26 protein-coding genes are annotated in these 25,125 nt (G+C 59.1%); 8 read left to right on the forward strand and 18 right to left on the reverse strand.

Annotated features, from left to right (window positions below):
- Positions 1-7: 7 nt before the first annotated feature.
- From A15D_RS14220 to A15D_RS14230, 3 genes are all read right to left on the reverse strand, one after another.
- The gene (locus A15D_RS14220; protein ID WP_022984894.1) at positions 8-1,252 is read right to left on the reverse strand and encodes an efflux RND transporter periplasmic adaptor subunit; all 1,245 of its coding nucleotides are present in this window, start codon (positions 1,250-1,252) and stop codon (positions 8-10) included.
- 59 nt (positions 1,253-1,311) lie between these two features.
- Positions 1,312-2,544: a TolC family protein gene (locus tag A15D_RS14225; protein WP_022984895.1), complete on the reverse strand. Its 1,233-nt coding sequence runs from the start codon at positions 2,542-2,544 to the stop codon at positions 1,312-1,314.
- Between the two features lie 85 nt (positions 2,545-2,629).
- On the reverse strand, positions 2,630-2,926 hold the full coding sequence (locus A15D_RS14230; RefSeq protein ID WP_022984896.1) for a hypothetical protein: 297 nt from the start codon (positions 2,924-2,926) through the stop codon (positions 2,630-2,632).
- 159 nt (positions 2,927-3,085) lie between these two features.
- Here A15D_RS14230 and A15D_RS14235 point away from each other — a divergent pair, with 159 nt between their 5' ends.
- Positions 3,086-3,505, forward strand: a complete 420-nt coding sequence (locus A15D_RS14235) for a PaaI family thioesterase (RefSeq protein ID WP_022984897.1) — start codon at positions 3,086-3,088, stop codon at positions 3,503-3,505.
- A gap of 151 nt (positions 3,506-3,656) precedes the next feature.
- On the opposite strand, the gene A15D_RS14240 is transcribed toward A15D_RS14235, so the two are convergent.
- Positions 3,657-4,715, reverse strand: a complete 1,059-nt coding sequence (locus tag A15D_RS14240; RefSeq protein ID WP_022984898.1) for a transporter substrate-binding domain-containing protein — start codon at positions 4,713-4,715, stop codon at positions 3,657-3,659.
- Positions 4,716-4,740: 25 nt separating this feature from the next.
- Here A15D_RS14240 and A15D_RS14245 point away from each other — a divergent pair, with 25 nt between their 5' ends.
- Positions 4,741-5,211: a hypothetical protein gene (locus tag A15D_RS14245; protein WP_146026895.1), complete on the forward strand. Its 471-nt coding sequence runs from the start codon at positions 4,741-4,743 to the stop codon at positions 5,209-5,211.
- Between the two features lie 168 nt (positions 5,212-5,379).
- Entirely contained in the window at positions 5,380-6,606 is a 1,227-nt protein-coding gene (locus tag A15D_RS14250) for an alkaline phosphatase PhoX (RefSeq protein ID WP_102792475.1), read from the forward strand.
- Between the two features lie 157 nt (positions 6,607-6,763).
- Here A15D_RS14250 and A15D_RS14255 read toward each other — a convergent pair whose 3' ends face one another.
- Together A15D_RS14255 and A15D_RS14260 are read right to left on the reverse strand one after the other, a co-directional pair.
- The gene (locus tag A15D_RS14255) at positions 6,764-9,826 is read right to left on the reverse strand and encodes an efflux RND transporter permease subunit (RefSeq protein WP_102792476.1); all 3,063 of its coding nucleotides are present in this window, start codon (positions 9,824-9,826) and stop codon (positions 6,764-6,766) included.
- A gap of 12 nt (positions 9,827-9,838) precedes the next feature.
- Positions 9,839-11,005, reverse strand: coding sequence for an efflux RND transporter periplasmic adaptor subunit (locus A15D_RS14260; RefSeq protein ID WP_102792477.1), 1,167 nt, complete (start codon positions 11,003-11,005; stop codon positions 9,839-9,841).
- 89 nt (positions 11,006-11,094) lie between these two features.
- On the opposite strand from A15D_RS14260, the gene A15D_RS14265 reads away from it, so the two are divergent.
- The gene (locus tag A15D_RS14265; RefSeq protein ID WP_102792478.1) at positions 11,095-11,745 is read left to right on the forward strand and encodes a TetR/AcrR family transcriptional regulator; all 651 of its coding nucleotides are present in this window, start codon (positions 11,095-11,097) and stop codon (positions 11,743-11,745) included.
- A gap of 127 nt (positions 11,746-11,872) precedes the next feature.
- Positions 11,873-12,265, forward strand: coding sequence for a hypothetical protein (locus A15D_RS14270; RefSeq protein WP_022984904.1), 393 nt, complete (start codon positions 11,873-11,875; stop codon positions 12,263-12,265).
- A 44-nt stretch (positions 12,266-12,309) separates the two neighbouring features.
- Here the strand turns inward: A15D_RS14270 and A15D_RS14275 are convergent, their stop codons facing one another.
- From A15D_RS14275 to A15D_RS14310, 8 genes are all read right to left on the reverse strand, one after another.
- The gene (locus tag A15D_RS14275) at positions 12,310-12,984 is read right to left on the reverse strand and encodes a hypothetical protein (RefSeq protein ID WP_102792479.1); all 675 of its coding nucleotides are present in this window, start codon (positions 12,982-12,984) and stop codon (positions 12,310-12,312) included.
- A gap of 145 nt (positions 12,985-13,129) precedes the next feature.
- Positions 13,130-13,381, reverse strand: a complete 252-nt coding sequence (locus A15D_RS14280; protein WP_022984906.1) for a hypothetical protein — start codon at positions 13,379-13,381, stop codon at positions 13,130-13,132.
- Complete coding sequence (gene creD / locus A15D_RS14285) at positions 13,378-14,736, reverse strand: cell envelope integrity protein CreD (RefSeq protein WP_199175941.1); 1,359 nt, start codon at positions 14,734-14,736, stop codon at positions 13,378-13,380. Before creD ends, A15D_RS14280 begins: the two co-directional genes overlap by 4 nt.
- A 133-nt stretch (positions 14,737-14,869) precedes the next feature.
- A complete protein-coding gene (gene creC / locus A15D_RS14290) occupies positions 14,870-16,276 on the reverse strand; it encodes a two-component system sensor histidine kinase CreC (RefSeq protein ID WP_102792481.1) in 1,407 nt (468 codons plus the stop codon).
- Entirely contained in the window at positions 16,273-16,938 is a 666-nt protein-coding gene (gene creB, locus A15D_RS14295) for a two-component system response regulator CreB (protein ID WP_102792482.1), read from the reverse strand. Before creB ends, creC begins: the two co-directional genes overlap by 4 nt.
- 75 nt (positions 16,939-17,013) lie before the next feature.
- Complete coding sequence (locus A15D_RS14300) at positions 17,014-17,466, reverse strand: hypothetical protein (RefSeq protein ID WP_102792483.1); 453 nt, start codon at positions 17,464-17,466, stop codon at positions 17,014-17,016.
- Positions 17,467-17,477: 11 nt separating this feature from the next.
- The gene (locus tag A15D_RS14305; RefSeq protein WP_102792484.1) at positions 17,478-18,347 is read right to left on the reverse strand and encodes a putative solute-binding protein; all 870 of its coding nucleotides are present in this window, start codon (positions 18,345-18,347) and stop codon (positions 17,478-17,480) included.
- Positions 18,348-18,580: 233 nt separating this feature from the next.
- Positions 18,581-19,024: a GAF domain-containing protein gene (locus A15D_RS14310; RefSeq protein ID WP_081703624.1), complete on the reverse strand. Its 444-nt coding sequence runs from the start codon at positions 19,022-19,024 to the stop codon at positions 18,581-18,583.
- Positions 19,025-19,179: 155 nt separating this feature from the next.
- Here A15D_RS14310 and A15D_RS14315 point away from each other — a divergent pair, with 155 nt between their 5' ends.
- The 3 genes from A15D_RS14315 to A15D_RS14325 all read left to right on the forward strand — a co-directional run bounded on the left by A15D_RS14315 (position 19,180) and on the right by A15D_RS14325 (position 21,273).
- Positions 19,180-19,797: a TetR/AcrR family transcriptional regulator gene (locus A15D_RS14315; protein WP_102792485.1), complete on the forward strand. Its 618-nt coding sequence runs from the start codon at positions 19,180-19,182 to the stop codon at positions 19,795-19,797.
- A 118-nt stretch (positions 19,798-19,915) separates the two neighbouring features.
- A complete protein-coding gene (locus tag A15D_RS14320; protein ID WP_102792486.1) occupies positions 19,916-20,878 on the forward strand; it encodes a nitronate monooxygenase family protein in 963 nt (320 codons plus the stop codon).
- Between the two features lie 11 nt (positions 20,879-20,889).
- On the forward strand, positions 20,890-21,273 hold the full coding sequence (locus A15D_RS14325) for a nuclear transport factor 2 family protein (RefSeq protein WP_102792487.1): 384 nt from the start codon (positions 20,890-20,892) through the stop codon (positions 21,271-21,273).
- Positions 21,274-21,303: 30 nt separating this feature from the next.
- Here the strand turns inward: A15D_RS14325 and A15D_RS14330 are convergent, their stop codons facing one another.
- The 4 genes from A15D_RS14330 to A15D_RS14345 form a co-directional block, all read right to left on the reverse strand.
- Positions 21,304-21,636 (reverse strand): potassium channel family protein, encoded by a 333-nt coding sequence (locus tag A15D_RS14330; RefSeq protein ID WP_102792488.1) that lies wholly within the window; start codon positions 21,634-21,636, stop codon positions 21,304-21,306.
- A 264-nt stretch (positions 21,637-21,900) separates the two neighbouring features.
- Entirely contained in the window at positions 21,901-23,103 is a 1,203-nt protein-coding gene (locus tag A15D_RS14335; RefSeq protein WP_102792489.1) for a class I SAM-dependent rRNA methyltransferase, read from the reverse strand.
- Positions 23,104-23,704: 601 nt separating this feature from the next.
- Positions 23,705-24,964 carry an ammonium transporter gene (locus tag A15D_RS14340; protein ID WP_102792490.1) on the reverse strand — a complete coding sequence of 420 codons (1,260 nt, stop codon included), beginning with the start codon at positions 24,962-24,964 and terminating at the stop codon, positions 23,705-23,707.
- A 71-nt stretch (positions 24,965-25,035) separates the two neighbouring features.
- Positions 25,036-25,125 (reverse strand): P-II family nitrogen regulator (locus A15D_RS14345; RefSeq protein ID WP_304528964.1); only part of this gene is annotated, 90 nt, incomplete at its 5' end.

Below are 25,125 nucleotides of genomic sequence, written 5' to 3' on the forward strand. Positions count from 1 at the left end.
GTGATCCTCAGTGGTTGTGGATGTCGAAACCGGACTTGGCCATTTCACTGGCGAGAAAAAACGCGCCGCGAGTGACCACGCGCGTGCCAGGCTCAATGCCAGTCACGATGCGTTGTTCACCGAGCTGACCGGTGAGTTCGATTTCTACCGGCTGGTAATGGCCGGACTCTTCTTCCACAAACAATTGCCAATCGCCATCGGGCCCACGGGTGAGCGCTTCTTCCGGTACGGTTAGGGCGTTCTCCGGTGCCGCCAGCAGCAACGCCACATCGGCGAACATGCCCGGGTGCAATAGATGCCCGGCATTCGGCACTGCCACCCGCACGGACAAGGTGCGGGTAATCGGGTTCAGGCGATGACCAGACTGAATCACTTCGCCGGCCACCTTGGTCTCACCGATGATGACCTTCGCCGGGGTGCCGGTAGCGATGTGCAAACCGGGGCTGGGCGGCAAGGCCGCTTCGGCCCACAGTTCCGATTCATCCACCAGGGTGACCAGGGCGCTACCGGCAGTGAGCCATTGGCCTTGCTGGAAGGCATCGTCCAGCACCAGGCCATCGTCCGGGGCGGTTAGCGTGTAGACCCCTTTTTCGCTTTTTCCCGCTTCGATAGCGGCGATGGCCGTGTCATCCAGCCCGTAGCCTTTGGCCCGGGCACGCAGAGACTGGTACTGGCTTTGCGCATCCAGATAGCGCTGGTTGCCCACGGTCCGGCGGCCAAGATTGTTCACTCGCCGCCAGGCATCCGCCGCCACTTGCAGGTCGCTTTGCAACTCGGCCATGGCCGGACTGAACAGGGTGGCAATGGGCTCGCCTTGTGTCATGTGCTGCCCGAGGGTCGCGCTGCGTGACTGCACCTGGGAGTCGATACGCACCGGCACCACCCAGGTGCGGTACTGGTTGCTGGTGATTTCCGCCGGGACGGTCAGGGTTTGGGTGGCATTCTGCTGCGGCTGCAGGGTGAGGATTTGCAGGTTGAGCATGGCTTGTTGTTCCGACGTCAGGGTCACGCCGGTTTCTTCATGCTCATTCTGCTCACCGTGTTCGGTCTGATGATCATGACTGGCGTTGTCGTCGCCATGCGCATCCTGGGCATTGTGATCGTCGTGGGATTCCCCGGTATGAGATTCGCTTTTTTCCTGTGCCGTATCGTGATCATGACCGTGGTCATCACCCGCCCAGGCAGGGAAGGAAAGGGTGGCCAGCAGCGCGATCGCCAATGGCGTTTTCATGAACTTATTTTGCGTTTTCATAAAAATTTCCAATTTTTTGGCCTTTGCAGGAGCGTCGCAAGCGCCGCGCCTACGGCGTGTCAGGGATTCGCCAGTGCGGTTAACCACGCATCCAGCTGAGCGCTTTGCTGGAGCCATTCGATCCAGGCCTGTTGCATGGCTTCGCGCAGGGCGATGCCGGACAGGCGGGTGTCGAGGCTCTGGTTCAGCGCCAATAGATAGTTCTGGGTGGTGAGTTCACCCTGCTCCCAGACCCGTTTCAGCAAGGTGTCGTTGTCGTCCAGGCGACTCTCTGCCAGTTGTTGCCAGGTGTCCCAACGCCGCTGTTGCTGACGAAAATTGTCGCGAGCCCCTTCCAAACGGGCCCGGATATCGTTGCGGGTTTTCTCCAACAGGGCGCGCTGGGCATCACTGTCTGCCAGCGCTTGCTGGTAGGCAGGTTTACCACTGTTGAAAATGTTCAGCGGCAGACTGAAGTCCACGCCCCACAGGTTGGCATCGTCTTCCTTGCCGAAACGCACTTCCAAGGTGGGGTCGCTGTTGCGTTGCCGGTCGGCGACGGTCACGCCCTGCTCGGCCAACGCCAGTTGCTGTTCGGCCAGTTGCAGGTCGTAGTTGGCGGCCAGCCGCGTGTCCACCCCACCCCGTATCGCCAGCCCTTGCACGGTGGCATCTTCCGGTAGCGGATAGGCCGGCGACGACAGCGCCATGACTTCGCGCAGGCGGGTCACGGCTGCGGTGGTCATCGCTTCGGCTTCTGCCAACGCCTGCTGGGCCTGGCCCACGGACAGCATCGTCAGGCGGGCATCCACCTGGCCTACATCGCCGGCCTGTTCACGGCGCCGCATCAGGTCCGCCAGTGCCATCAACTGACGCTCCTGCTCACGGGCGGCGAGCAATCGGGCGTGGGCTGCGTCATACGCCACCAGGGCGCGCAGGCTTTGAGCCAGCAGATCGGCGCGGGCCTTGTCGGCCCGCAACACCGCCACGGCATCGCGCTGCTGGCGGGCCTCGCCAAGGGCTCGGCCCTTGCCGGACCAGTCCAGGGTCTGGCTGACGCCAAGGGTCTTGGTCACATCAACACTGTCTTCGTACCCGATGTTGAGCGCCGGGTTATAGAGCGGCTGGGCCGCGTTGCGGTTGTCTGCCAGCCACTGTTCCTGCCGGGCGGCAATGGCACGACTGGCGGGCAATTGGTTGACCTGTTGGCGGACCCAGGCCGCCCAATCGGCGGCACTGCTGGCCAGCGCCGGCTGCTGTACACACAGCAGGATAAACAGCGCGCCGGTGCGCACTGCGGTGGGAATTCCCATGGGGAAGCTCCTGATTTTTTAGACACAAAACGTCGCCATGCCGGGGCAGAACAAGCCCGTCGGCGCAGCACTCAGTGCGAAAAAATCAGGCGGTTATCGGTGGGCGGAAAGGGGTATCCGCGGGGGCATCCGGCAGGGCCGGGGGCAGGGCTGTCAGTTGGCGGGCCGGCGCAGGCTGGCGGGCCGGGGCACAATCGATGCCGGTCATGAAGCCATGGCACTGGCAGCAATGCTCACCGCCACGGTCCAGCACATCCTGATGGGCCTCATCCTGTTGGACCTGCTCGTAGGCAACGCCTTCATCGTGCTCGTGGTGCATGGCATCCAGCACCAGCACGTGAGTGCCGATGACAAGCAGCAATGTCCAGACCAGAGCTTTCATGAGGGTCGCCGTCGAATTAATCCATAGAGCGGAACGGATATCTTGCGAAATATTGGGACCACGGTCAAACCGGGCGGTTCCCCACGGTCATTCACAAGTGACCAAAGCGCAGGCAAAGTAGCGCCCGCGTTTGCTCCCCACCCCCACAGAGAGAACCCCATGAGCCGCCTTGATGTTGCCCGCGATGATGTCCTTGCCCACCCGCTGCACCGTGCCTGCGAGCTGGAACTGCTGCATGCAGGGGAAGGCACCAGCGAGCTCCGCTTTCAGGTGAATGATTTTACCGCCAACCCGTTGGGCGCCCTGCATGGCGGCATTCTCTATGCGTTGATGGATGTGACCTGTTTCTTTGCCGCGGTGCCGCTGCTCAAGGACAACCAGGCACCAGTGACCATCGAGACCCACAACAGCGTGTTACGAGCCGCCCAGAAAGGCGAAACCGTAGTGCTGCGCGGCCGCGCCGACCGCATCGGCCGGACCCTGGCAGCCATGCGCGCGGAAGCCTATGCGGTAAATGCCGACGGCGAAGAGCGACTGATCGCTACCGGTTCGGTAACCAAGTCTATCCTGACGGTTTAAGCTATCAGCTATCAGCTGTCAGCTGTGAGCTACAACCCACAAGCCACAAGCCACAAGCCACAAGGAAGAGAAAAACCCACCCCTTCGAAATGGGCAATGGTTTTTCTTGGCTTTTCCTCAAAGCTCAAAGCTGATAGCTGACAACTGCCTTTCACTGCCCCAGATAGCGGTTGAGCACCATGCGCCAGCTTTCCGTGGGCAGGATATCCAGCATGGCCTGGTCCAGGGTTTCGCGCAGCGGGCTACCGTTGGCCACGGCAAAGGCATAACTTTCTTCGCGGACCAGCTTGGGCAGCACCAATAGATTGTCGTCTTCACGCTCACTCAGGATATAGCGCATCACCGGCGCATCCCCTACCGCAGCATCCGCCTGCCCCAGGGCTACCGCTCGCAGCGCTTTTTCGGTGTTATCAAAACGCTGGTGTTTGATGCCATTGGCCGACAGCCACTGGGCGCCACTGGTATTGGCAACGGCCGCCACAGTGACACGCGGCAGATCACCGGCGCCATCAATACGGGTTTGCAGCTGGTTCACGGTCACACTGGAAGCAATGGCCGCCGTAAAACCGGAAATGGTGATAATGCTGACGAACATCCACACCAGCCCCAGCACCCGGCCACCCAGACTCACCGGCGCCTTGTCGCCATACCCCACTGTGGTCATGGTTACCGCAGACCACCAGAAACCATTGCCAATCCCTTCGCTGACACTGCCACCGAATTGCTGCGGGTTCTTGCGTCGCTCCAGCAACCAGATCAACAACCCGACCAGCAGCAACACCAGCACCAATGCCAGCACGGCCGAAAAGAACTTCCAGCTGAACAGGCTGCGCAACGTGGTGCTCCAGCCGCCGGGCTCACTGCGGGTGGCGATACCCAACCCGGCCCGGTACATGGGCTGGGTAAAGTCCAATCGCCGCTCGCGCTCGGCGGTAACACTGATGGCACCGATGGCCACATCAGCCTGGCCCAACTCTACCGCTTCCAGCATGTCTGCCAGGGTCTTGTAGGGACGCAGGCGATATTCCAGCCCCGCCTTGTCAGCCACGCTTTCCCACAGCTCCACACTCACACCGTCCCAGCGATCCCCTTCCGGATAGCTGAACGGCGGTGACGCTTTCACGGCCACCGTGAGTGGTGCCGCCGATGCGACAGACGAAAGCAGCACCCACAGACAGGTGAACAGGAAAAGCGGTATTCTGGCAGTCAATGTTATCCCTCCGACCCGGCACCCCATGAAACAGACGCTCGCGGCCATCGTTATCATTTTTCATATGCTTGCCGCGCAGGGTAGCGGGGCCCACGGCATCTTGCCAGACGAGATCCCCATGGCCGGCGGCACCGCCCTGCGCGAACCCGGCCCGCTGCCGGCACTGCCCGTGAGTTTCGACCACCACTGGCAACCGGCCACATTGCGTGTACAGCACACCGCCGCCGTGGCGTTATCCGTCACCAATCACAGCACCGACTGGCACCTGTTCGCCTTGGGAGACGGCACCGCGTTACGCGACCAGAACCTGATCCACCGGCTGATGCCGGACTTGCGCAAGAATTATCCCAATACCCGACTCAGCGAACCCGGCAGCACCGTGACCCTGCCCTGGCGCTTTGATCAGGTGGGCGAGTTCGAGCTGCGCTGTGTACGCGCCGAGCATCAGGGACATTCCCCGCCGCTGCCCATCCAGGTGCTTCCCGCAACACCCTGAACCGGCCAGGTCCCGGCCGCACCACAGGGTGAACTTTTGGTTACGTTGGCAAGAAACGTGACCGGCTTCATGGGGTGCATTGGCAAGGTTTGCGCGCTGTCACCCTAATTGACTTATTTCCTCGCTAGGCTTGCCGCCTGTCCATTCACTTTCATGGAGGAAGCCACCATGCACAACAAGGCAGCCCTGTCCCGTCGCGACCTGTTGAAGAAAGGCTCAACCGGCCTTGCCGCCCTGGCCATTGGCCCCAGTTTATTGGCGATCAGTCAGCCGCTGGCCGCCCGCACCCTCGCCAACATTGGCGAATTGCAGGGCCCCGATGCCAACGGCATTCGCCTGCCTGCGGGTTTTTTCTCCCGAGTGATTGCCGCCGCCGGACAACGGGTGCGACGCAGTTTCTGGAACCGTACCCACTATCGCTGGCACAGCTACCCCGACGGTGGTGCCACCTTCGCCACCCCGGATGGCGGCTGGGTGTATGTGTCCAACAGCGAAACCATCAGCCTGTTGGGCGGCGGCGCCGGCGCCATCCGTTTCCATGCCGATGGCAGCATCAACGACGCTTACCGGATTCTGGGCGGCACCAACATCAACTGTGCTGGTGGCCCGACCCCCTGGCAGACCTGGCTGTCCTGTGAAGAAGTGGATTTCGGCCGCGTGTACGAGTGCGACCCGTTTGGCGCCAGCCCGGCCCGGGTGCGTCGTGGTCTGGGTTACTTCAAACACGAAGCCGCGGCAGTAGACCCGGTGTTCAACATGGTCTATCTCACCGAAGACGAAGGCGACGGTCGTTTCTACCGCTTTATCCCCGCTGGCCACCATCACGATGGCTCCCTGAATCTGGATGAGGGGATCCTGCAAGTGGCGGCCATGGATAGCCAGGGGTATGTGGAGTGGCTGGACCTGCCCAACCCCACCCCCAATGCCCTGCAGACACCCACCCGTGAACAACTGCCCCAAAGCAGCGCCTTCGATGGTGGCGAGGGCTGCTGGTACAGCCACGGTTTTGTGTATTTCACCACCAAGGGTGACAACAAGGTGTGGCAGCTGGACACCAATCTGAATCGGCTCACGGTGGTCTACGATGCCGCCACCTCAACCAACCCGATTCTCACCGGTGTGGACAACCTGACTGTCTCCAGCGGTGGCGACCTGCTGGTGGCCGAAGACGGTGGCGACATGCAAATTGTGGTGATTGATACGGATGGCAAGGTGGCCCCGCTGTTGCAGGTCACCGGCCAGGATGATTCCGAGATTACCGGCCCGGCCTTCAGCCCGGATGGCACCCGTCTGTACTTCAGTTCGCAACGGGGCAGTGACATTTTTGGTGGCGGCAACGGCTTCGGCATTACCTACGAAATCACCGGGCCATTCCAGCAATTCGTGACGCTCTGAAGCGTGTAGCAGGAGCGAATAACCGACGCTCCTACGGAAAAAGGGCATTAATTAAACCAGGCTTTCGCGGAAATCCGTGATGAACCATAAAAAAGCCCCGGCAGGGGCCGGGGCAAGGGGAATACCGGAAACTGTCCGGCAACAGATTCAGCGTTCGTTACGGCTGTGGCGCGTGCTCTTCCTTGACCCGGAACCAGGCCGCATAGAGTGCCGGCAGGAACAGCAGAGTCAGGGCGGTGGCGACAATCAAGCCCCCCATGATTGCCACGGCCATGGGGCCAAAGAACACGCTGCGCGACAGCGGAATCATGGCCAGCACCGCGGTCAGGGCGGTAAGGGCGATGGGCCGGAAGCGGCGCACGGTGGATTCGATAATCGCATCCCAGGCGGTCAGCCCCTGCGCCATGTCTTGACCAATCTGGTCCACCAGAATCACCGCGTTACGCATGATCATGCCCGCCAAAGCGATGGTGCCGAGCATGGCCACAAAGCCGAACGGTTTCTGGAACAACAACAGGAACAGGGTGACGCCGATAAGCCCCAGCGGCGCGGTCACAAAGACCATCAGTGACAACGGCATGCTGCGTAGCTGCAACATCAACAAGGTAATCACCACCAGCACGAACAGGGGCATGCCTGCATTCACGGATTGCTGGCCACGGGCCGACTCTTCCACCGTACCGCCCACTTCCAACAGGTAACCCGGCGGCAGGTCTGCCTGCACCGCGGCAAGGGTCGGCATGATTTCGTTCACCAGCGTGGCCGGTAGCGCATCATCGGCAATGTCCGCACGAATGGTCACCGTGGGCAACCGGTCCCGGTGCCAAATGATGCCTTCCTCAAAGCCATACTCCAGTGTCGCGATCTGGTTCAACGGCACCCGCCCGTTTTCCGTTTGTACGGCCAGGTTGCCAAGCAGCCCAAGGGCGTGTCGCTCGCGGCTGTCGCCACGCACTTCCACATTGATCAGCTCGTTGTCTTCCCGGAACTGGCTCACCACCACCCCGGACAGGGACGCCTGCAGCGCCACCGACAAATCCTGGGTGCTGATACCCAGGGTCCGGGCACGGTCCTGGTCCACATTCAGACGCACTACCTTGCTGGGCTCTTCCCAGTCCAGATGCGCGTTGATGGTGTGCGGATTGGCACGCACTTTTTCTGCTACCCGGCGAGCCAACTCGCGCACCTGCGGAATGTGTTCACCGGAAACACGGAATTGCAGCGGGTAACCCACCGGCGGCCCGTTCTCCAGACGCGATACACGACTGCGCACCGTCGGGAACTGATCGTTGAGCAACTGAATCAGCCAGCTGCGCACTTCTTCGCGCTCTTCCACATTGCGAGTCAGGATCACAAACTGTGCCTGTGATGCGGCCGGCAACTTCTGATCCAGCGACAGATAGAAACGGGGCGACCCGCTTCCCATGTAGCCCACGTAATTTTCAATCAGCGGGTTTTCGCCAAGCTGGTTTTCCAGACGCAACGCCAATTCCTGGGTGGCGTTGAGCGAGGCCCCCTCTTCCAGTTTCAGGTCCACCATCAGCTCCAGACGCCCTGAGGCCGGAAAGAACTGCTGCGGCACAAAACGGAACAGGAAGACCGAGAAAAAGAAGATGCCGACCGTAATGGCAATCACCGTTTTGCGGTAACGCACACACCACTCCACCCATTGGCGGAACTTGCGATAAAACGGTTTCTGGTAAGGGTCGTGCACTTCGCCATCACGGTTATGACGCACCAGGCTCGGCAGCAACTTGTCACCCAGGTAGGGCACGAACACCACCGCCGCCACCCAGGACGCCAGCAACGAAATCGTCACCACCTGGAAGATGGAGCGGGTGTATTCCCCGGTGCTGGATTCTGCGGTGGCAATAGGCAGGAAGCCGGCCGCGGTGATCAGGGTACCGGTAAGCATGGGGAACGCAGTGCTGGTCCAGGCAAAGCCCGCCGCCTTGAGGCGACTGAAGCCTTGTTCCATCTTGATGGCCATCATCTCCACGGCAATGATGGCATCGTCCACCATCAGGCCCAGCGCCAGCACCAGCGCCCCGAGAGAAATCTTGTGCAGGCCGATATCGAAATACTTCATGGACGCAAAGGTGATCGCCAGCACCAGCGGAATCGACAGTGCCACCACCATGCCGGTGCGCCAACCCAGCGAGAAAAAACTCACCAGCAGCACAATCACCAACGCTTCAATCAACACCTGAACGAATTCGCCCACCCCGGCTTCCACCGCCGCTGGCTGATCGGAAACCTTGCGCAGCTCCATACCGATGGGAAGGCTTTTCTGAAGTTCGGCAAACGCCTTGTCCAGGTTCTCACCCAACTGAAGAATATCCCCGCCTTCTTTCATGGAAACCGCAATACCAATGGCATCTTCTCCCATGAAACGCATGCGCGGCTGGAACGGGTCACTGAAGCCACGGTACACATTGGCGATGTCATCGAGACGCAGGGTGCGGTTGTCGACCTGAATCGGGAAGTTGCGAATGTCATCTACGCTGGTGAATTCACCCGATACGCGCAAACGTACACGATCGGTCGGGGTTTCAAAAAAACCGGCATCGGCAACCGTATTCTGCGACTGTAGTGCCTGCTGCACCGTTACCAGGGGGATCCCCAGCGAAGCCAGTTTGGTGTTGGAAATCTCGACCCAGATTTTTTCATCCTGCAGGCCAATCAGCTCCACCTTACCGACGTCGTCCACCCGTTGCAGCGTTAGCTGCAAACGGTCGGCGTAGTCTTTCATGATGGCGTAATCGAAGCCCTTGCCGGTGAGCGCATAGATATTGCCAAAGGTGGTACCGAACTCGTCGTTGAAAAATGGGCCGCGCACATCCTGTGGCAGGGTGTGGCGGATATCGCCCACTTTCTTGCGCACCTGGTACCACAGATCATCGATATCGGTTGAGCGCATTTCGTCCCGCGCCATAAACATGACCAGCGACTGACCCGGCCTTGAGTAAGACTGGATGCGTTCGAAGTCACCGGTTTCCATCAATTTCTTTTCAATGCGCTCGGTAATCTGCCGGGAGACTTCTTCGGCACTGGCACCGGGCCACAGGGTATTGATGGTCATGACTTTGAAGGTGAACGGCGGATCTTCACTCTGGCCAAGATTGGCGTAGGAAATCGCCCCGATGGCACCGAGCAGCAACATGGCATAGAGCACCAGAGCGCGGTTTTTCAGTGCCCATTCCGACAGGTTGAACGACATGGCCTGCTCCCCTTATTCGCCCTGATCGACAGGTTCGTCTGCCGGCTCGGGCGGGGCAGATTCCTGCTGCGACACGTCTGCCGTGGCGGCGAGCTCCACCTGGCGGTTCTGGCGATCCACGGGAATCACCACCTGGCCATCGCGCACCAGATGGGTGCCTGCGGCCACAATCCAGTCATCGGACTGCAAGCCGGACAGCACCGGCACCACCTGCTCCTGGTAGGGGCCCACTTCCACCGGGGTTTTTACCAGGGCGCTGTCGTCCGGATTCACTACCCACACATAGGTCGCGTCTTCTTCCGCGGTCAGGGCGGAGAGAGGAATGCTGAGCACATCATTGTCTGCCCCACTGACAAATACCCGGGCAGACTGGCCAAGCTCCGCTCCGACCTGGTCGTTGTCAAAAGCGACTCGCGCTTCATAGGTCCGCGAACGGGGGTCCGCCGCTGGCGACAGCTCACGCAGTTTGCCGGGGAAGACCTGCCCCGGACGGGACCACAGTTCAATGGCCACGGGCATGCCGATGGTAAACCGGCCTACATCCTGCTCCGGCAGATCAATGCGCACTTCGCGATCACCATCGGCAGCCAACACAAACACCGTCTGGCCGGCTGCCACCACCTGCCCGGCTTCCGCCAGACGCTGGGCAATCACGCCGTCACGGGGGGCCTTCAGGGAGGCGTAATCTGCCTGATTGCGGGCCACATCCAGATTGGCACGGGCCTGCCGCAGCTGGGCAGCACTGGCATCGAAGCGGCTTTCGAAGGAATCAAACTGGGACCGGCTGATCACCCTGCGCTCCAGCAGTTCGCGATAGCGCTCCAGCTCGCTTCTGGCCAGCTTGTGATCTGCCTGGGCAGAGGCAAACTGGGCCCGTGCCGCATCCAGCTGCAAGCGCACATCGTCGGTATCCAGCTTGGCCAGACTGGTGCCCTTACTGACCCGGTCCCCCACATCCACTTGCCGCTGGCTGATCTTGCCTCCAATGCGGAATCCCAGCTGCGGTTCATAGCGCGCCCGGATTTCGCCCGGGAACACATCCTGCCCCACATTGGCCGATAACGGCTGGGTCACCAGCGCCGGACGGGGAATCTCGTTGTGGTTGGTGTCCCCATCGGAACACCCCTGCAGAGCCAGCAAACCGGCCAGCAGGCCAGGGAATACGGTGTTACGCAACATGTCAGTACCCTCGGTCACCGGTCATTGCCGGTATGCTATACTGGCGAGTATAGTAAGTTTGTTAAACTGAACCGTCCAGTATTGAAAATATGACCCAGACCGTCCCTGCAGCCAATCGCGGCCGCCCCAAAGACCCCGCCAAGCGCGCAGCCATCCTGGAAGCGGCGAAAACCCTGTTTCTTGCCGGGGGATTCAGCGGCACCAGCATGGATGCTGTCGCCAAAGAAGCCGGCGTCTCCAAACTCACCGTTTACAGTCACTTCAGCGACAAGGAGACCCTGTTCTCCGCCGCTATCGAAGCGAAATGCCAGAACATGTTGCCCATGCCGATTTTCGAGCTGGAATCCGGGCAACCGATCCGCACCACCCTGACCCGCATCGGGCTGGCGTTTCTGGACCTGATCCACACCCCGGAAGTTATTGAGCTTCAGCGCCTGATGGGCAGCCTGGCCACCCAGGACACGGCCATGTCTCAGCTGTTTTTCGAAGCCGGCCCGCAGCGTACGCTGACCGCCATGGAAAACCTGGTCCGTCATGCCAGCGATGCCGGCCTGCTGGACGTGCCCGATCCGCGTCAGGCCGCCAATAACTTTTTCAGTTTGCTGCAGGGCTGTGAGCACATGCGCGTCATGATCGGTTACTCCGAGCCCATGACCGCCTGCGAAGCCCAACCTCATGCCGAACAGGTCGTCGACATGTTCCTGCGCGCTTACGGCGCCCCCCCAGGTTCCAGCGCTTAACACTTCACTACAAAATTACCGGACACCTACCCCATATGGGGTAAGCTTTGCGTGCACGCACTCCCTAGAATGTAACGGTCGGCTCTGTTGTTTGTGTCGGCCCAACATTCTTTAAGGGAGCGAAATCATGAAATGGACGTTTGGCCTTGCCGCCCTGCTGCTACCGGCACTTACCCTGGCGGATTACTACTCATCCGTGGACGACGATACCTGCTGGGACGGAAAAACCAGCAGGAACAGCCCCTGCATGGTGGTCGATAATGATCGCTGGAGTCAGTATTCCGAAGGTCAGTTTATCGTTACCTATCGCAACGTCTGTGACCACCGTATCTATGCCCGATTCTGCAACGAGCGCAAAGACGGCACGGAAGACTGCGGTGCATCCGGGATCTCTCCCGGCAAAACCAAGAACTGGTCGACCTACCGCGCCAATGGTCGCTACTCTTATAAGTGGATTGGCGTTACCAAAGGCTCCATGGACTGGGTTTGCTCCGGTAAAGTGAACGGCTGGCACGACTAAAAAAAGGCCTGCAAAGCAGGCCTTTTTTGACTCTTCGGTTAGGGTTAGAACGATTTCCTTACCCCAATAGAAAAGTAATCGTACTCAATATCCGCATCTGTAGCACCGGCCTTCAGTTCGTGTGTCGCATCGACATATCCCAGCACCAGTTGCGGAGCTTCCGGCGCAAACGAAATGGCCACATCCAGCCCCAACAGCTCCGGATCTATGTCGACAGTCTGACTGCCTGCCTTGGTATCGGTACTACCCATGTTGTACCACAGGGCCGCTTCGATCATCTCGACGTTCACCCGGGCACCCACTTCCAGACCATAGCCTTCACCGGCCACATTGGTGTAAGTGGGGCGACTGAAACCCACGGCTCCATACACATCCAGCATGTCAGCAATGGGAAGATGCGCGCCCACCCCGATAAACGTCATGTCGTTGATCACGGCATTGTCTACGCCCAGAAAGGTGCCATCACTGTCATCGTAATCCAGCGCGTGGTGACGTCCCATGACCAGCATATAATCGCCAATCTCGAACGCCCCTTGCAGGGCAAAACCCTGCTCTACATCCAGGCTCTCACTGCTGAGCCCGGAGGATTTTAGTTGGGTATCACCAGACACCACATAGTCGAATTGCACGTAATTGTAGGAAGGCGCTTCCGCCATTACATGCTGGCCGGCAGCAGCAATCACCGTGGCCATCGCAACACGCATCGTTTTCTTGTTCATCATTTTCTCCCTGAATTGAAAAGACAGGCCAGTACTGCCTCAGGTCTGATTACACCCTTCCCTGACCCGGATTCAGAATTAATGCAATTGTCACAATTTCGCAATAGCGAACTAAAATAAACAACATAAATGCCCCTCACCGGTTTCAGTATTGGGGATGAGGTATCTTGCTGCGCTGCACAATACGGCTTTGCAACAGGCCACGTGCCCGCCGGGAGGCCCCAAGCCTCAGCCAGATTGCGGCCAGCAACCCAATGGCAACCGGATCATCGCCATTTGTTGCCATCGATTGTTGCACCACTCTCAACGCCTGCATGCAGCAATAGCGGTGGAATAGCGGCGTTGCATCGGCTTCCTTCAACAACACCATGACCCGCGCCCTTTCCTTTTTTTTCATGGCATGTTTCGCTCTTTCAACAGACTTTCCTGGCCGGTTTTACGCACCGAAGCAAAGCTGTACCAATCCAGTTTTCGCGTCACCAACATGACGCTGGCCAGTGCGGCAAACAACAGCATGGCCCCCATCAGCAAGGCGTAGTCTTCGGCCATCAGGATGCCGTAGATCAACCCCTGCACCAGCAGTAAACTTGCCGCAAACGACCACCCCGCCGCAAACGAACGCAGTACCGCCATAAGGTAAACCCCGATCAAGCCGCAACAGGCCAGCGCGGCGATCAGGTATGCCAACGCAAAATCGATGTGCTCACTCAACGCCACCAGCAACATGTAGAACATCGCCAACGACAACCCCACCAACAGGTACTGCATGGCATGCAGGGGATAACGACGCAGCACTTCAAAAAGAAAAAATGCGGCAAACGCCAGACCCACGATCAGAAAACTGTATTTCAGTGCCCGCTCACTGGAGAGTAAACCGGTAACCGGTTGCACCAGCCGAACCCGCAATGCCTGATCCGCATCGCCACAGGCCGCATCCCCCCGGGCGCAGTGAATGGCACTGGCCGCCGCCAGACTGTTGGTGCGCCATTGGCTGGTGAAGCCCTTGCTATTGATCTCACGCTCCACCGGCAACACCAGCCCTTCAAAGCTGGGGTGGGGCCAGTCGGAACGCAGTGCCATGCGGGTTTCCTTGGCCAGCGGTAACATGCCAAACGCCTGGGTGCCGTTCAGGTTCAGGCGAATCTTGACGGTAAACGCCCCTTGCAGGGTATCTGGCAGGCGTACCGCCATGGCGTTGCTGCCAACACCGCGAGGCAGTTGCTCCGTCTCCACCAGTGGCAACGGCACGTCGTTGACCATCACCTGCGGCCGCTCAACCAAGCCACGCAAATCACGAATCTGAAATAGCAGCAGAGGGGCATCGGATTTCACCACCTCTTCTGGCCGCTTTACCTCACGCCAGTCAGCGGGAAACACCGCTTCCAAATGCAACAGGCTGCGATACACCGGGACGCCGTAAATACCCCGATAGCGCATTTCGGATTGCAACTCGCCATCCAGAGACAGCGTGTCGGGAATCAGACTGTCCAACCGGGTCGCGTGCTTCAGCACCGCGCAGTGGCGACTTTCGCAACCCGGTTTTTCTTCCCACTCTTTCACAGTGCGTGAAGACACGATCAGTGGCCCACTGATCTGTTGCTCTCCACTGACCTGCCGGGCAATCTGCTCGGTGACACGATGAGCTTCATTGCCCCGCTCAGTAATCTTTCCCTGAATCATCATCAACGGTACCACCAGCACCAGCATCAGCCCGCCGATGGTCAGCATCTTCATTAGCAAATTAGGTCGCATAGCCCTTGCCCTCACAGTCAATATCAGAGGGCAGTCTGAGCGGCACACTTGAGGGTTATGTGGGGATTGTGTGGGGAAGGCTGCTGCACGCTAAAAGATACACAACCCCGACATCGCGCCGCGAGCGACGCTCCTACGGGGCGAGAATCAGGGTTACTGCCACGCCGGCGTCCGTGTTCTCCACGATGAGTTCACCGCCATGCAGTTGGACAATCTCCTGCACCATGGCCAGGCCAAGCCCGGAACTCTTTCCCTGACCCGGCGCGGGTAGCGAATAGAAACGTTCAGTGACGCGGGAGAGCGCGTAATCCGGAATCGCCGGCCCGCGGTTTTCAACGCAGAGCTGATGGCCATCGCCATGTACCCGTATCACGCTATTCGGCTCGGCAAAGCGCAGCGCATTGTCGAGCAGATTGAACAGGGCCAGCTGAAAGGTTTCGGGTTCCACGTTTATCACCTGATCCTCCACCGCCACCGACACCGATTTTTCGGCCAGCAGCGCATATCGGCTGGCCTGCCAGTCGGCGACCAGACTGGCTGCCGCCACCCGCGCACGTTGTGCCGGCAGGCTTTCCAGTTTTTCCAAACGTGCCATGGCCAGCAAGCGGTCCAGCAGATCACTGAGCCGCACGCTTTCATGCACCACATTTTCGGTGAACCGCTGCAGGGCCGGGTCGCGAACTTCATCGGCGAGGATTTCACCGGCACCACGAATGGCCGCCAGCGGGCTTTTCATTTCATGGGTAAGCAGAGTGACGTTGTCTTCCAGCCGGGCACGATCTTCCAGCCGCCGGCGCATGGCGGTGACCGATTCCGCCAGTGCCCGTATTTCATCCTTGCCCTTCAACTGTGGCGGCGCAACCCGTTCGCCGCTGGCCACCGCCTCGGCATAATGGCGCAAAAGGTTAACCCGACGACTCAACCAGAAAGCCAGCACGCCACCGAGCAGCAAACACAACAGAAGCACGCCACCGCCATAGATCAACAATGCGCGCTCCGCGCGGTCCACAAACGGTGACAGCGAACGGCCTGGCTTGCCAAGGCTGATCACACCGATCAGCTGCCCCTCATGACGAATCGGCGCCGCCACATACATGACCGAGGTCGAAGGATCGGCGGGATCAGTGCGAGTGGTGCGCGCACCGTAGCGCCCCTGCAAGGTCAGATACACATCATTCCAGAGGGAAAAATCCTGCCCTTCATCCCGGCCACGGGAATCGAATAACATGATGCCCTTCGGGTTAGTGATATAGACATGGGTATGAATCGCCACTTTCTTCATGCCCCAGATATCGGCATCCGGGGTACGGCCTGCGTACCGGTTCAGGGCCTCACGTAATTGCGGGGTGACCACCACCGCACCGTCTTTGGCTTCCACTGCGACCATTTCTGCCAGCAAGTTGGCGGCATCAACCAGAGTTTCTTCCGCAGACTGTCGCACCAGCGGTTTGACCCGGTCGAATACCAGGTCCAGCACAAACCAACCCAGCAACCCCAGGATCAAAAAGTAAAACAGCAGAATCCGCTGCCCGAGTTTCACGCTGACTCCAGGTAGTACCCCAGGCCCCGCCGGGTGGCCAGCAGGCTATCCGCCTGCAGGGGCCGAAGTTTGGCACGCAGTGTCTTGATATGGGTATCGACACTGCGTTCAAAACTGTCCTCGTCGCTATCACAGATATCCAGCAACTGTGCGCGACTGAAGACCTGGCCTGGGTGACGTAGCAGGGCCGCCAAAATCAAAAATTCGGAACGGGTTAACGATAACGGCTCGCCCTTGCAGAGAACACGGGCACCGGCTTCATCCAGTTGCCAGAGTGGTACGGCTGAGCGGGACCCGTTGCCCCCCTGACGCTTGAGAATGGCACGCACCCGTGCCACCACTTCACGGGGACTGAATGGCTTGGTGACGTAATCATCGCCGCCCAGCTCCAACCCGAGAATACGGTCTACCTCATCCTGGCGAGCCGTCAGGAACAGCACCGGAACCTCATTACTCTGGCGCAGCCGCTTGAGCACCTCAAAACCATTGATATCCGGCAAGCCCACATCCAGGATCACCAGGTCCACATTGTCACAGGCCAGACATGCCAGCGCCGCCTCGCCCAAGGCCACATGCGCCACCGAGAAATGCTCACGCTCCAACGCATAGATCAAGGGTTCGGCGATACGGGGTTCATCATCAACAATCAATATTCGGGCCACGGGCGCACATCCTGGTCGGTCACATCGGCATGATAGCAGGAAGCCTTTGAAAAACGCCCTCCCCCTGTGGCGCTATCACTCCCGCGTCACCACGTTCATTGCGAAAATGCGCTGTACATCATCATGCTGCTCCACGACCAGGGTGATCTGGTTGTCTCGCTTCAGGGTACTCCGGAACAGCGCATAGCGTTCCTGTTGCTCAAGCGTGACTTCCCATCGCTGCCGGCCACTTTCCTGGCTCACCTGTTTCACGACCGGCCGGGAAAATTCAAACGCATGCTCTGTCGAAAACAACCATAACGCCCGCTGCTGCTGCAAGAATTCATCCCGACTCAGCGACACCGTAACGGGATCTTCATCCGCCATCAGCAGGGTTACCTCAACACTCAGCTTTTCAGACAGCACCGCCTCCAGTTTGGCGCTGCTCTGCTGCCGCAATGCATTTTCATATTGCACGATCAGAGACCCAGGCCCATCGGCATACACACTGACAGAGAGACTGCATAAAACCAGAATCCACCATCGCATTGTTCTTCTCATCACCAGAGACTCCCGTTGCCGCATTCCGCCCGGACGGGGTCCACCTTGCAGCGCACCTTTTTCATCCATGTCATCATTTCCGTGTCATAGACGCCCGCGTCTATCAGGAACAGACGCGCGTCATTCATCATCTCGACATAGCGTTCCTGGTCCTTGTCCGGTGGCGGGTAGAAGAACAGCAGCTCATCCTCTGCTGCACGCACGACCTCCATAGCCTGCTCAAACTGGTCTGCAAAGTAGCGACGCGAACGCGCCATGAATTCGTCAGAAAAACGCTCATGGCGCAGCACTAACTGTAGAGTGAGCTGTACTGTGGCCATCTTCACGACCATGCCTTTCACCCCCACCCCGCGATACAGCTCCAGCGGGCGATAGGCCACCGCAGGGGCAGCGATCACATCCACCACCCCGTTATTGAATTTCGAGGAAAAGTTGCTGATATCCGACAGCTCCGGCCTCACACCGATGCGCTCGGCCATCAGGGATTGAGCCCGGTCATTATCAAACACTGCCATGGTGTGGCCGGCCATCTTCTCCACACTGTTGATGGTGCGATCGTTAATGAAGAGATAGGCCGCACCCAGCGGAAGGATGCCCGCGGTTTCATAGGTGCCATGGCGCAGGCTTGCCGCCAGCTTTGGGTGTGCCAGCAATTCGATCAGCGCCTGTAGCGCCACGTAGGAATCCAGCCCACCGATGGCATCGACACTGCCGGAGAAGGGCACAAACTGGCGAGCTCGGATGCCCGTCATCATCAGCCCATCGCAAAAGCCGGCCTTGAAATCCTCGGCCGCAACGCGCTCATCGGTGAAAACCCGGAGTGTGATTGGCGTACCCCAGCTGGCAGCGGCGATGCGGTAATCCTGCATCTGCTCCCATAGCTCACCCTGGGCGCCAATCAGACTGAAAACACACAGGGTATTGGCGGATGCCCGCGACGATACCGCCGCACAGCATCATGGCTATCGCCAGCAGCGAGGCCAGACGTTTTATTATTATCATGGTTGTCCCTTTCAAGCAGTGTCTTCAAGCAGAAGCGGTCTGCCAGAAAGGAGACAAACCGGACCCATGCATCCTACTCTACCGGGGTACGCCTGCAACACTAACCTGCTTGCCGGGCTCCGAGCTTGAGGGCGTCCAGCAAATCCCGCCCGGCACTGTGCAGCTCACGGATGTCCTTGAGGAAAAAAGTTTTCTTCGCTTCGGTCTGCACCACCAGCACCCCGTAGAGGATGCTGTCATATTCGAGCGGGATGCCCAGATAGCTCTGGAAGTGCTCTTCATCAGAACCGGGGATGTGATAGTAATCCGCATGGTTGCGAATCTCGCGAGCCACCACCGGGCTGCGGGAGCGCGCCACCTTGCCGGTCAAACCCTGCCGCCAGGAAAGCACCGCGCCCAGCGCCTTCTGGTTCAAGCCGCTGGTCGCCACGATCTCCAGCGTCTCGTTAACAATATCGGCCTGATAGAGGCTGCATACCTGCACATTCAGCCGATTCTTGACCGCGTCGACGCGGGCCTGCATGAAATCCGGGGGTAAAGGCACGTTGATTCCTGTATTTGGGGAAAGCCTGGTGCTTTTGTCGTAGTGAGGACATTCAAGTTTCATGCCCATCCGCCGAATGCGACCGCGCAACGGGGCATCGGCAGCCGAGCCAAGCTTGGTTTACACTGTACGCCTGTTTGTCCGGAGCACCCAGCGTGGCCAAGAAAGCAAAGACCGACGCCGAAATCGCCGCCTTTCGCGAATCGGTTTGTGACGCGGCAACCCGCCTGTTTATTGAGCGCGGGCCTCAGAACGTAACCATGCGGCAGATTGCCAGTGAGCTGGGCGTCAGCCCGATGACCCCCTATCGCTATTTTAAGGACAAGGACGAAATCCTGGCCGCCGTGAGGGCGGCGGCCTTCAACCGTTTCTCGGAAGGCCTGGAGGCCGCCGTGGCCAATGCCCCGGATGCTCGCAGCATGGGCCGTTCGGTAGGGGATGCCTACGTGGACTTTGCCACTCGCTATCCCGCCGCCTACCAACTGATCTTCACGCTGAACCAGCCCAATGAAGAGCGCTACCCGGAACTGCGGGCCGCCAACGCCCGCGCCCAGGAAAACATGGTCGATTATGTCCGCCGCATGATCGCCGCCGGCCTGCTGGAAGGCGATGCCCAGCTGATCGGCTACATGTTCTGGGCCACGCTGCACGGCATTGTGGTACTGGACCTGGGCAGCGGCCTGCGCGGCATGGATGGCCACACCCTTCGCGAGAAAATCATGCGCACCCTTTACGCAGGCATGAAAGTGCACCCTCCCCGTCTCGACGACTAGTTTCACGCCGCGCAGACAAACGGGACTTGACCGCACAAAAATATACGGTGTAAATTTTACTGGTATTCCATTATGCCCCGCCTGTATACCCGGGGCCTTTTTTTGAGAGGACCTCCGCATGTCATTGCCAGAATCCATTCGCTCTCGTCTCCGCGTGCCGGTGATGGGCTCCCCCCTGTTCATCATTTCCAACCCGGATCTGGTGCTGGCTCAGTGCAAAGCCGGAATCATCGGCTCTTTCCCGTCGCTGAACGCCCGCCCGCTGTCCCAGCTGGATGAGTGGCTGCACCGCATTACCGAAGAGCTGGCTGCCTGGGATCGCGACCATCCGGATCAACCGTCCGCCCCGTTCGCGGTCAACCAGATTGTGCATCGCTCCAACGACCGTCTCGAAAAAGACCTGGAGTTGTGTGCCAAGTACAAGGTGCCCATGGTAATCACCTCCCTGGGCGCCCGCGAAGAAGTCAACCAGGCGGTCCACGGCTGGGGCGGTATCGTCATGCACGATGTGATTAACAACCGCTTTGGCCGCAAGGCCATTGAGAAAGGCGCCGATGGCCTGATCGCCGTGGCTGCAGGTGCCGGTGGTCACGCAGGCACCCAGTCACCCTTCGCGCTGATCCAGGAACTGCGCGAGTGGTTCGACGGCCCGCTGGCCCTGTCCGGTTCCATCGCCAACGGCCGCGCCGTTCTTGCCGCCCAGGCCATGGGCGCGGATCTCGCCTACATCGGCTCCATGTTCATTGCCACCGAAGAAGCCAACGCAGACCAGGCCTACAAGCAGATGATCGTGGACAGCAGCGCCGAAGATATCGTCTACAGCAACCTGTTCACCGGAGTGCACGGCAACTACCTGGCCCCGTCCATCATCAATGCTGGCATGGACCCGACCAACCTGCCGGAAAGTGACCCGTCTGCCATGAACTTCGGTTCCGGTGGCAACAGCGACAAAAAGGCATGGAAAGATATCTGGGGCTGTGGCCAGGGTATCGGCGCGGTGGAAAGCATCGGCAGCGCCGGCGATGCCGTTGCCCGTCTTGCCGAAGAATACGCACAGGCCAAGCAGGCTCTGCTGGGCTAACCGGAGGCAATATGAACGGACTAAACGCCTGGCATGACGTGGTCAAAAGCAAAAGCAGTGACCAGCTTCAACAGCTGGTCGCTGACGACGCCGTGTTCCATTCCCCGCTGGTGCATACCCCCCAGGCCGGCAAGCCACTCACCGTTGCCTACCTGACGGCAGCCATGCACGTGCTGGCTAACGACAGTTTCCACTACGTGCGGGAAGTGAGCGAAGGCTCGCACTCCATTCTGGAATTCGCCCTCGAGCTGGAGGGTATCGCCGTGAACGGTGTCGACATGATCACCTGGAACGACGAGGGAAAAATCATCGACTTCAAAGTGATGATTCGTCCCTACAAGGCCATCGAAACCGTGCGGACGCGCATGGCGGCCATGCTGGAAAAACTGAAGTAACAGCGAGGGCGGCCTGCAGGCCGCCTTCTGTTATTGTGGTGACCAGTTCGGCATGTACTGATGAAATGCTTCTGTCGCTGCCGCGACAGTCACCGCCACAAACACCCCACTGAACATGATCCCCACTGTGGCGGTTGCCAGTGCCAGCAATTTGCTGCGACGGCTGGCGGGCCGAAAGTCACCATAGCCCACTGTCAGCGCAGTGATGAATGAGCGGTAAAACGCATCGAAACGGCTCCACCCTTCACGCCGCCCCACCCATTGCCCCAGCAGTACAATCAGCAGAAAGAAAAACGCCAGCAACGGTGCCCCCAAGGCCAACGCCTTGAGAAAAAATTTCAGAAACAGCAGCGTGAATTCCATTTTAGTTCCTCACGTCCCCATGGCATCCATTTTTTCGTCTCGCGAAGGTGTGGTTCGCTATGCGAGCATGGTTATTCGCTTCGCTCACCCATTCGGGGCCGCACTGCGTGCGTTACTCCGCTGCGCTACGCTCCTACGAAGTGCCCGGGTTATTTATTGGCGCCGAACTCAACGATCTGGAAGGCGTTTCCATCCTTCCAAAAAAACCGGGGACTATTTTGGGTTTGTCCTTCCAAACCAGCGTAGCTGTTAGCTGTTAGCTGACTACTGACTGAAACTCACCCGACAAAACCAGCTCTTCAGGTAGGACGTCTCCGGGATCGCCGGGTGTACCGGATGGTCTGGCCCCTGGCCTTCATAGCCAATAATCTGAACGCTGCGATCAATATGACGGGCACTGGACTGGATCACGTCCAGCAGGCGGTTGGCAGGCATGTGCATGGAGCACGACGCCGACACCAGATAGCCTCCCGGTTTCACCAACCGCATGGCCAACTCGTTAATCGCGTGGTACCCGGCCAGCCCGTTCTTGAAATCTTTTTTGCGCTTCACAAACGCCGGCGGGTCGAGGATGACCAGATCGTATTTTTCGCCGTCGGCAATCAGTTGTTTCATGGCGGCGAAGGCATCACCCTGAATGGAGCCCACCTTGTCGCCAACCCCGTTCTGCTCCGCATTGCGATGAACATACTCAATGGCGGTCTCGGAGGCATCCACACAAGTAACCGACTCTGCACCGGCAAGCGCGGCCTGCACCCCCCAACCACCACAGTAGGAGAACACGTCCAGTACACGGGCACCTTTGGCCAACGGCGCCACTTTCTGACGTGCCGTGCGGTGGTCATAAAACCAGCCTGTCTTTTGTCCTTCCGCCAGTGGCGCAGTAAAGTGCGCCCCGTTTTCGATCAGGGACACTTCCTCGAGCAACCCCCCTTTCAACGCCTTGGTGTAGCGCTCCATCCCTTCAATTTCTCGGGCAGCGGCTTCGTTCTTGGCAATGATATGAGAGGGACTCAACACCGCATCGAGAGCACTGACGATAATGTCCAGGTGAGCCTCCATGGCGCCAGACCCTGTCTGCACCACCAGCACATCGTTAAAACGATCCACCACCAACCCAGGCAGCCCATCGGCCTCACCATAGACCAGCCGGTAGCAGGGGTCGCTGAACAACGTCTCGCGCAGGGCCAGGGCCTGCTCGATGCGCTTCTTGAAAAAGCTGCGGGAAAGCTCCTGTTTCACATCACGACTGTAGACACGGGCGGCAATCAACGAATGAGGGCTGAGCAACGCACGCCCCAGCGGCTTGCCGCGGCTGTCTTCCACCACACAGGCAGCGCCGGCGGGCAACTCTTTCAAGGGTGTCTGGCGGGTGTCGATCTCGTTGGCATAGATCCACAAGTGGCCGGCCTTGAGACGGCGTTCTTCGTTCTTACGCAGGCGGATAACAGGGGTGGCTTCAGTCATGGTGTCAACAAACGGCTGGCGGGAAAGGACGCATGATAGCACAGGGGGGAATTGCACAGGGGCGATGATGTCTGGTGGCGGGAGCGGCGGCTCCACCGCGCAACAGCCCGGATGACGGGAATCGCGGTCGAACGACCGCTCCCACCGTTATGGGTATGCCCGTGTGAGAGTGCTTGCACGCGAAATGCCTTGTCAGCGCCGAGAGAGGCTTCGTTTGCAAGCAAACTCCCACAACAGGACTGACAATCCCCTCCGCCCAATTCTGGGCCTGCCAACTTTCCCGCTACTCCGTGACAAACCCCCAAAAGGTTCTTCGCGGATTTGAGGGAAGGCCCAATGGACCTCCCTGCTTGCAGTAGGAGCGTCGCTCGCGGCGCGATTCCGAGCCCGGATCAACAGCGCCTTCATCACAGATCACACTGAGCTCACAGAGAAAAGCCCGCAAGGCGGCCGCAGGGTGAGCGCAGCGAATAACCGACGCGCCTACGTGATGGTCTTTGCTGTGAGCCATTCCCCCAAATCCGTCATAAACAAAAAAGCCCCGGCCAGATGGCCGGGGCTTTCATGTTGCGTGACGCGTGTTGCTTGTTGCGTCCGGTACTTAACCCTTCACGAATTCCGGGTAGGCTTCCATACCGCAGTCTGCGATATCCATGCCTTCGTACTCTTCCTCTTCGCTGACACGGATGCCCATGACCGCTTTCAGGATGCCCCACACGACCAGGCTGGCAACGAATACCCAGATGAAGATGGTAGCAGCACCGATCAGCTGACCAGAGAAGCTCACATCACCGTTGGTTACCGGTACCAGCATCAGGCCCAGGAAACCCACCACACCGTGTACGGAGATTGCACCTACCGGATCGTCGATCTTCAGCTTGTCCAGAGTCAGGATGCTGAAGACTACCAGCACACCACCCAGGGCACCGAACAGAGTCGCTTGCAGCGCGCTCGGGGTAGACGGCTCGGCAGTGATCGCAACCAGACCGGCCAGAGCACCGTTCAGCAGCATGGTCAGGTCAGCCTTGCCGAACAGGATGCGGGCAACGATCAGGGCGGCGATAGCACCACCGGCAGCAGCGGTGTTGGTGTTCAGGAATACCATGGCCACAGAGTGTGCGTTGGCAGCATCACCCAGCTTCAGTACAGAACCACCGTTGAAGCCGAACCAGCCCATCCACAGGATGAAGGTACCCAGAGCGGCCAGCGGCAGGTTGGAACCCGGAATCGCGTGAACTTCACCGTTCGGGCCGTACTTGCCTTTACGAGCACCCAGCAGCAGAACACCGGCCAGGGCAGCAGCAGCACCCGCCATGTGAACGATGCCGGAACCCGCGAAGTCAGAGAAGCCCAGGTCGCCCAGGTTGTACATGCCGAAGACTGCAGCACCACCCCAGGTCCAGGAACCTTCCAGCGGGTAGATCACGCCAGTCATGACAACAGCGAAGATCAGGAAAGCCCACAGCTTCATGCGCTCTGCTACCGCACCAGACACGATGGACATGGCAGTCGCCACGAACACGACCTGGAAGAAGAAGTCAGAAGCACCAGAGTAAACGGAGTCACCGTCGAAACCGTTCTCGGCAGAGGCGCTCAGTACGCCAGCCAGATCGAAGTCGGCGATGCCGCTCAGGAAGATATCACCGCCGTACATGATGGCGTAACCGCACACCAGGTACATGATGCAGCTAATGGCAAACAGTGCCACGTTCTTGGTGAGAATTTCGGTGGTGTTCTTGGCACGCACCAGACCGGCTTCCAGCATGGCAAAGCCAGCAGCCATCCACATTACCAATGCGCCACACACCAGAAAATAAAAGGTGTCCATGGCGTACTGAAGTTCAAAGATTTGATTTTCCACAATGCAACCCTCCGGAAATGGAAGCGTGTTTTTCAAGCCCTGGCATGGGTCGGTTCAAAACACGGTAAAACTTAAATCGCGTCTTCGCCGGTTTCACCGGTACGGATACGAATGGCCTGCTCAAGGGAGGTAACGAAGATCTTGCCGTCACCAATCTTGCC

The sequence above is a fragment of the Alcanivorax sp. MD8A genome, assembly GCF_002888555.1.
GTDB lineage: Bacteria > Pseudomonadota > Gammaproteobacteria > Pseudomonadales > Alcanivoracaceae > Alcanivorax.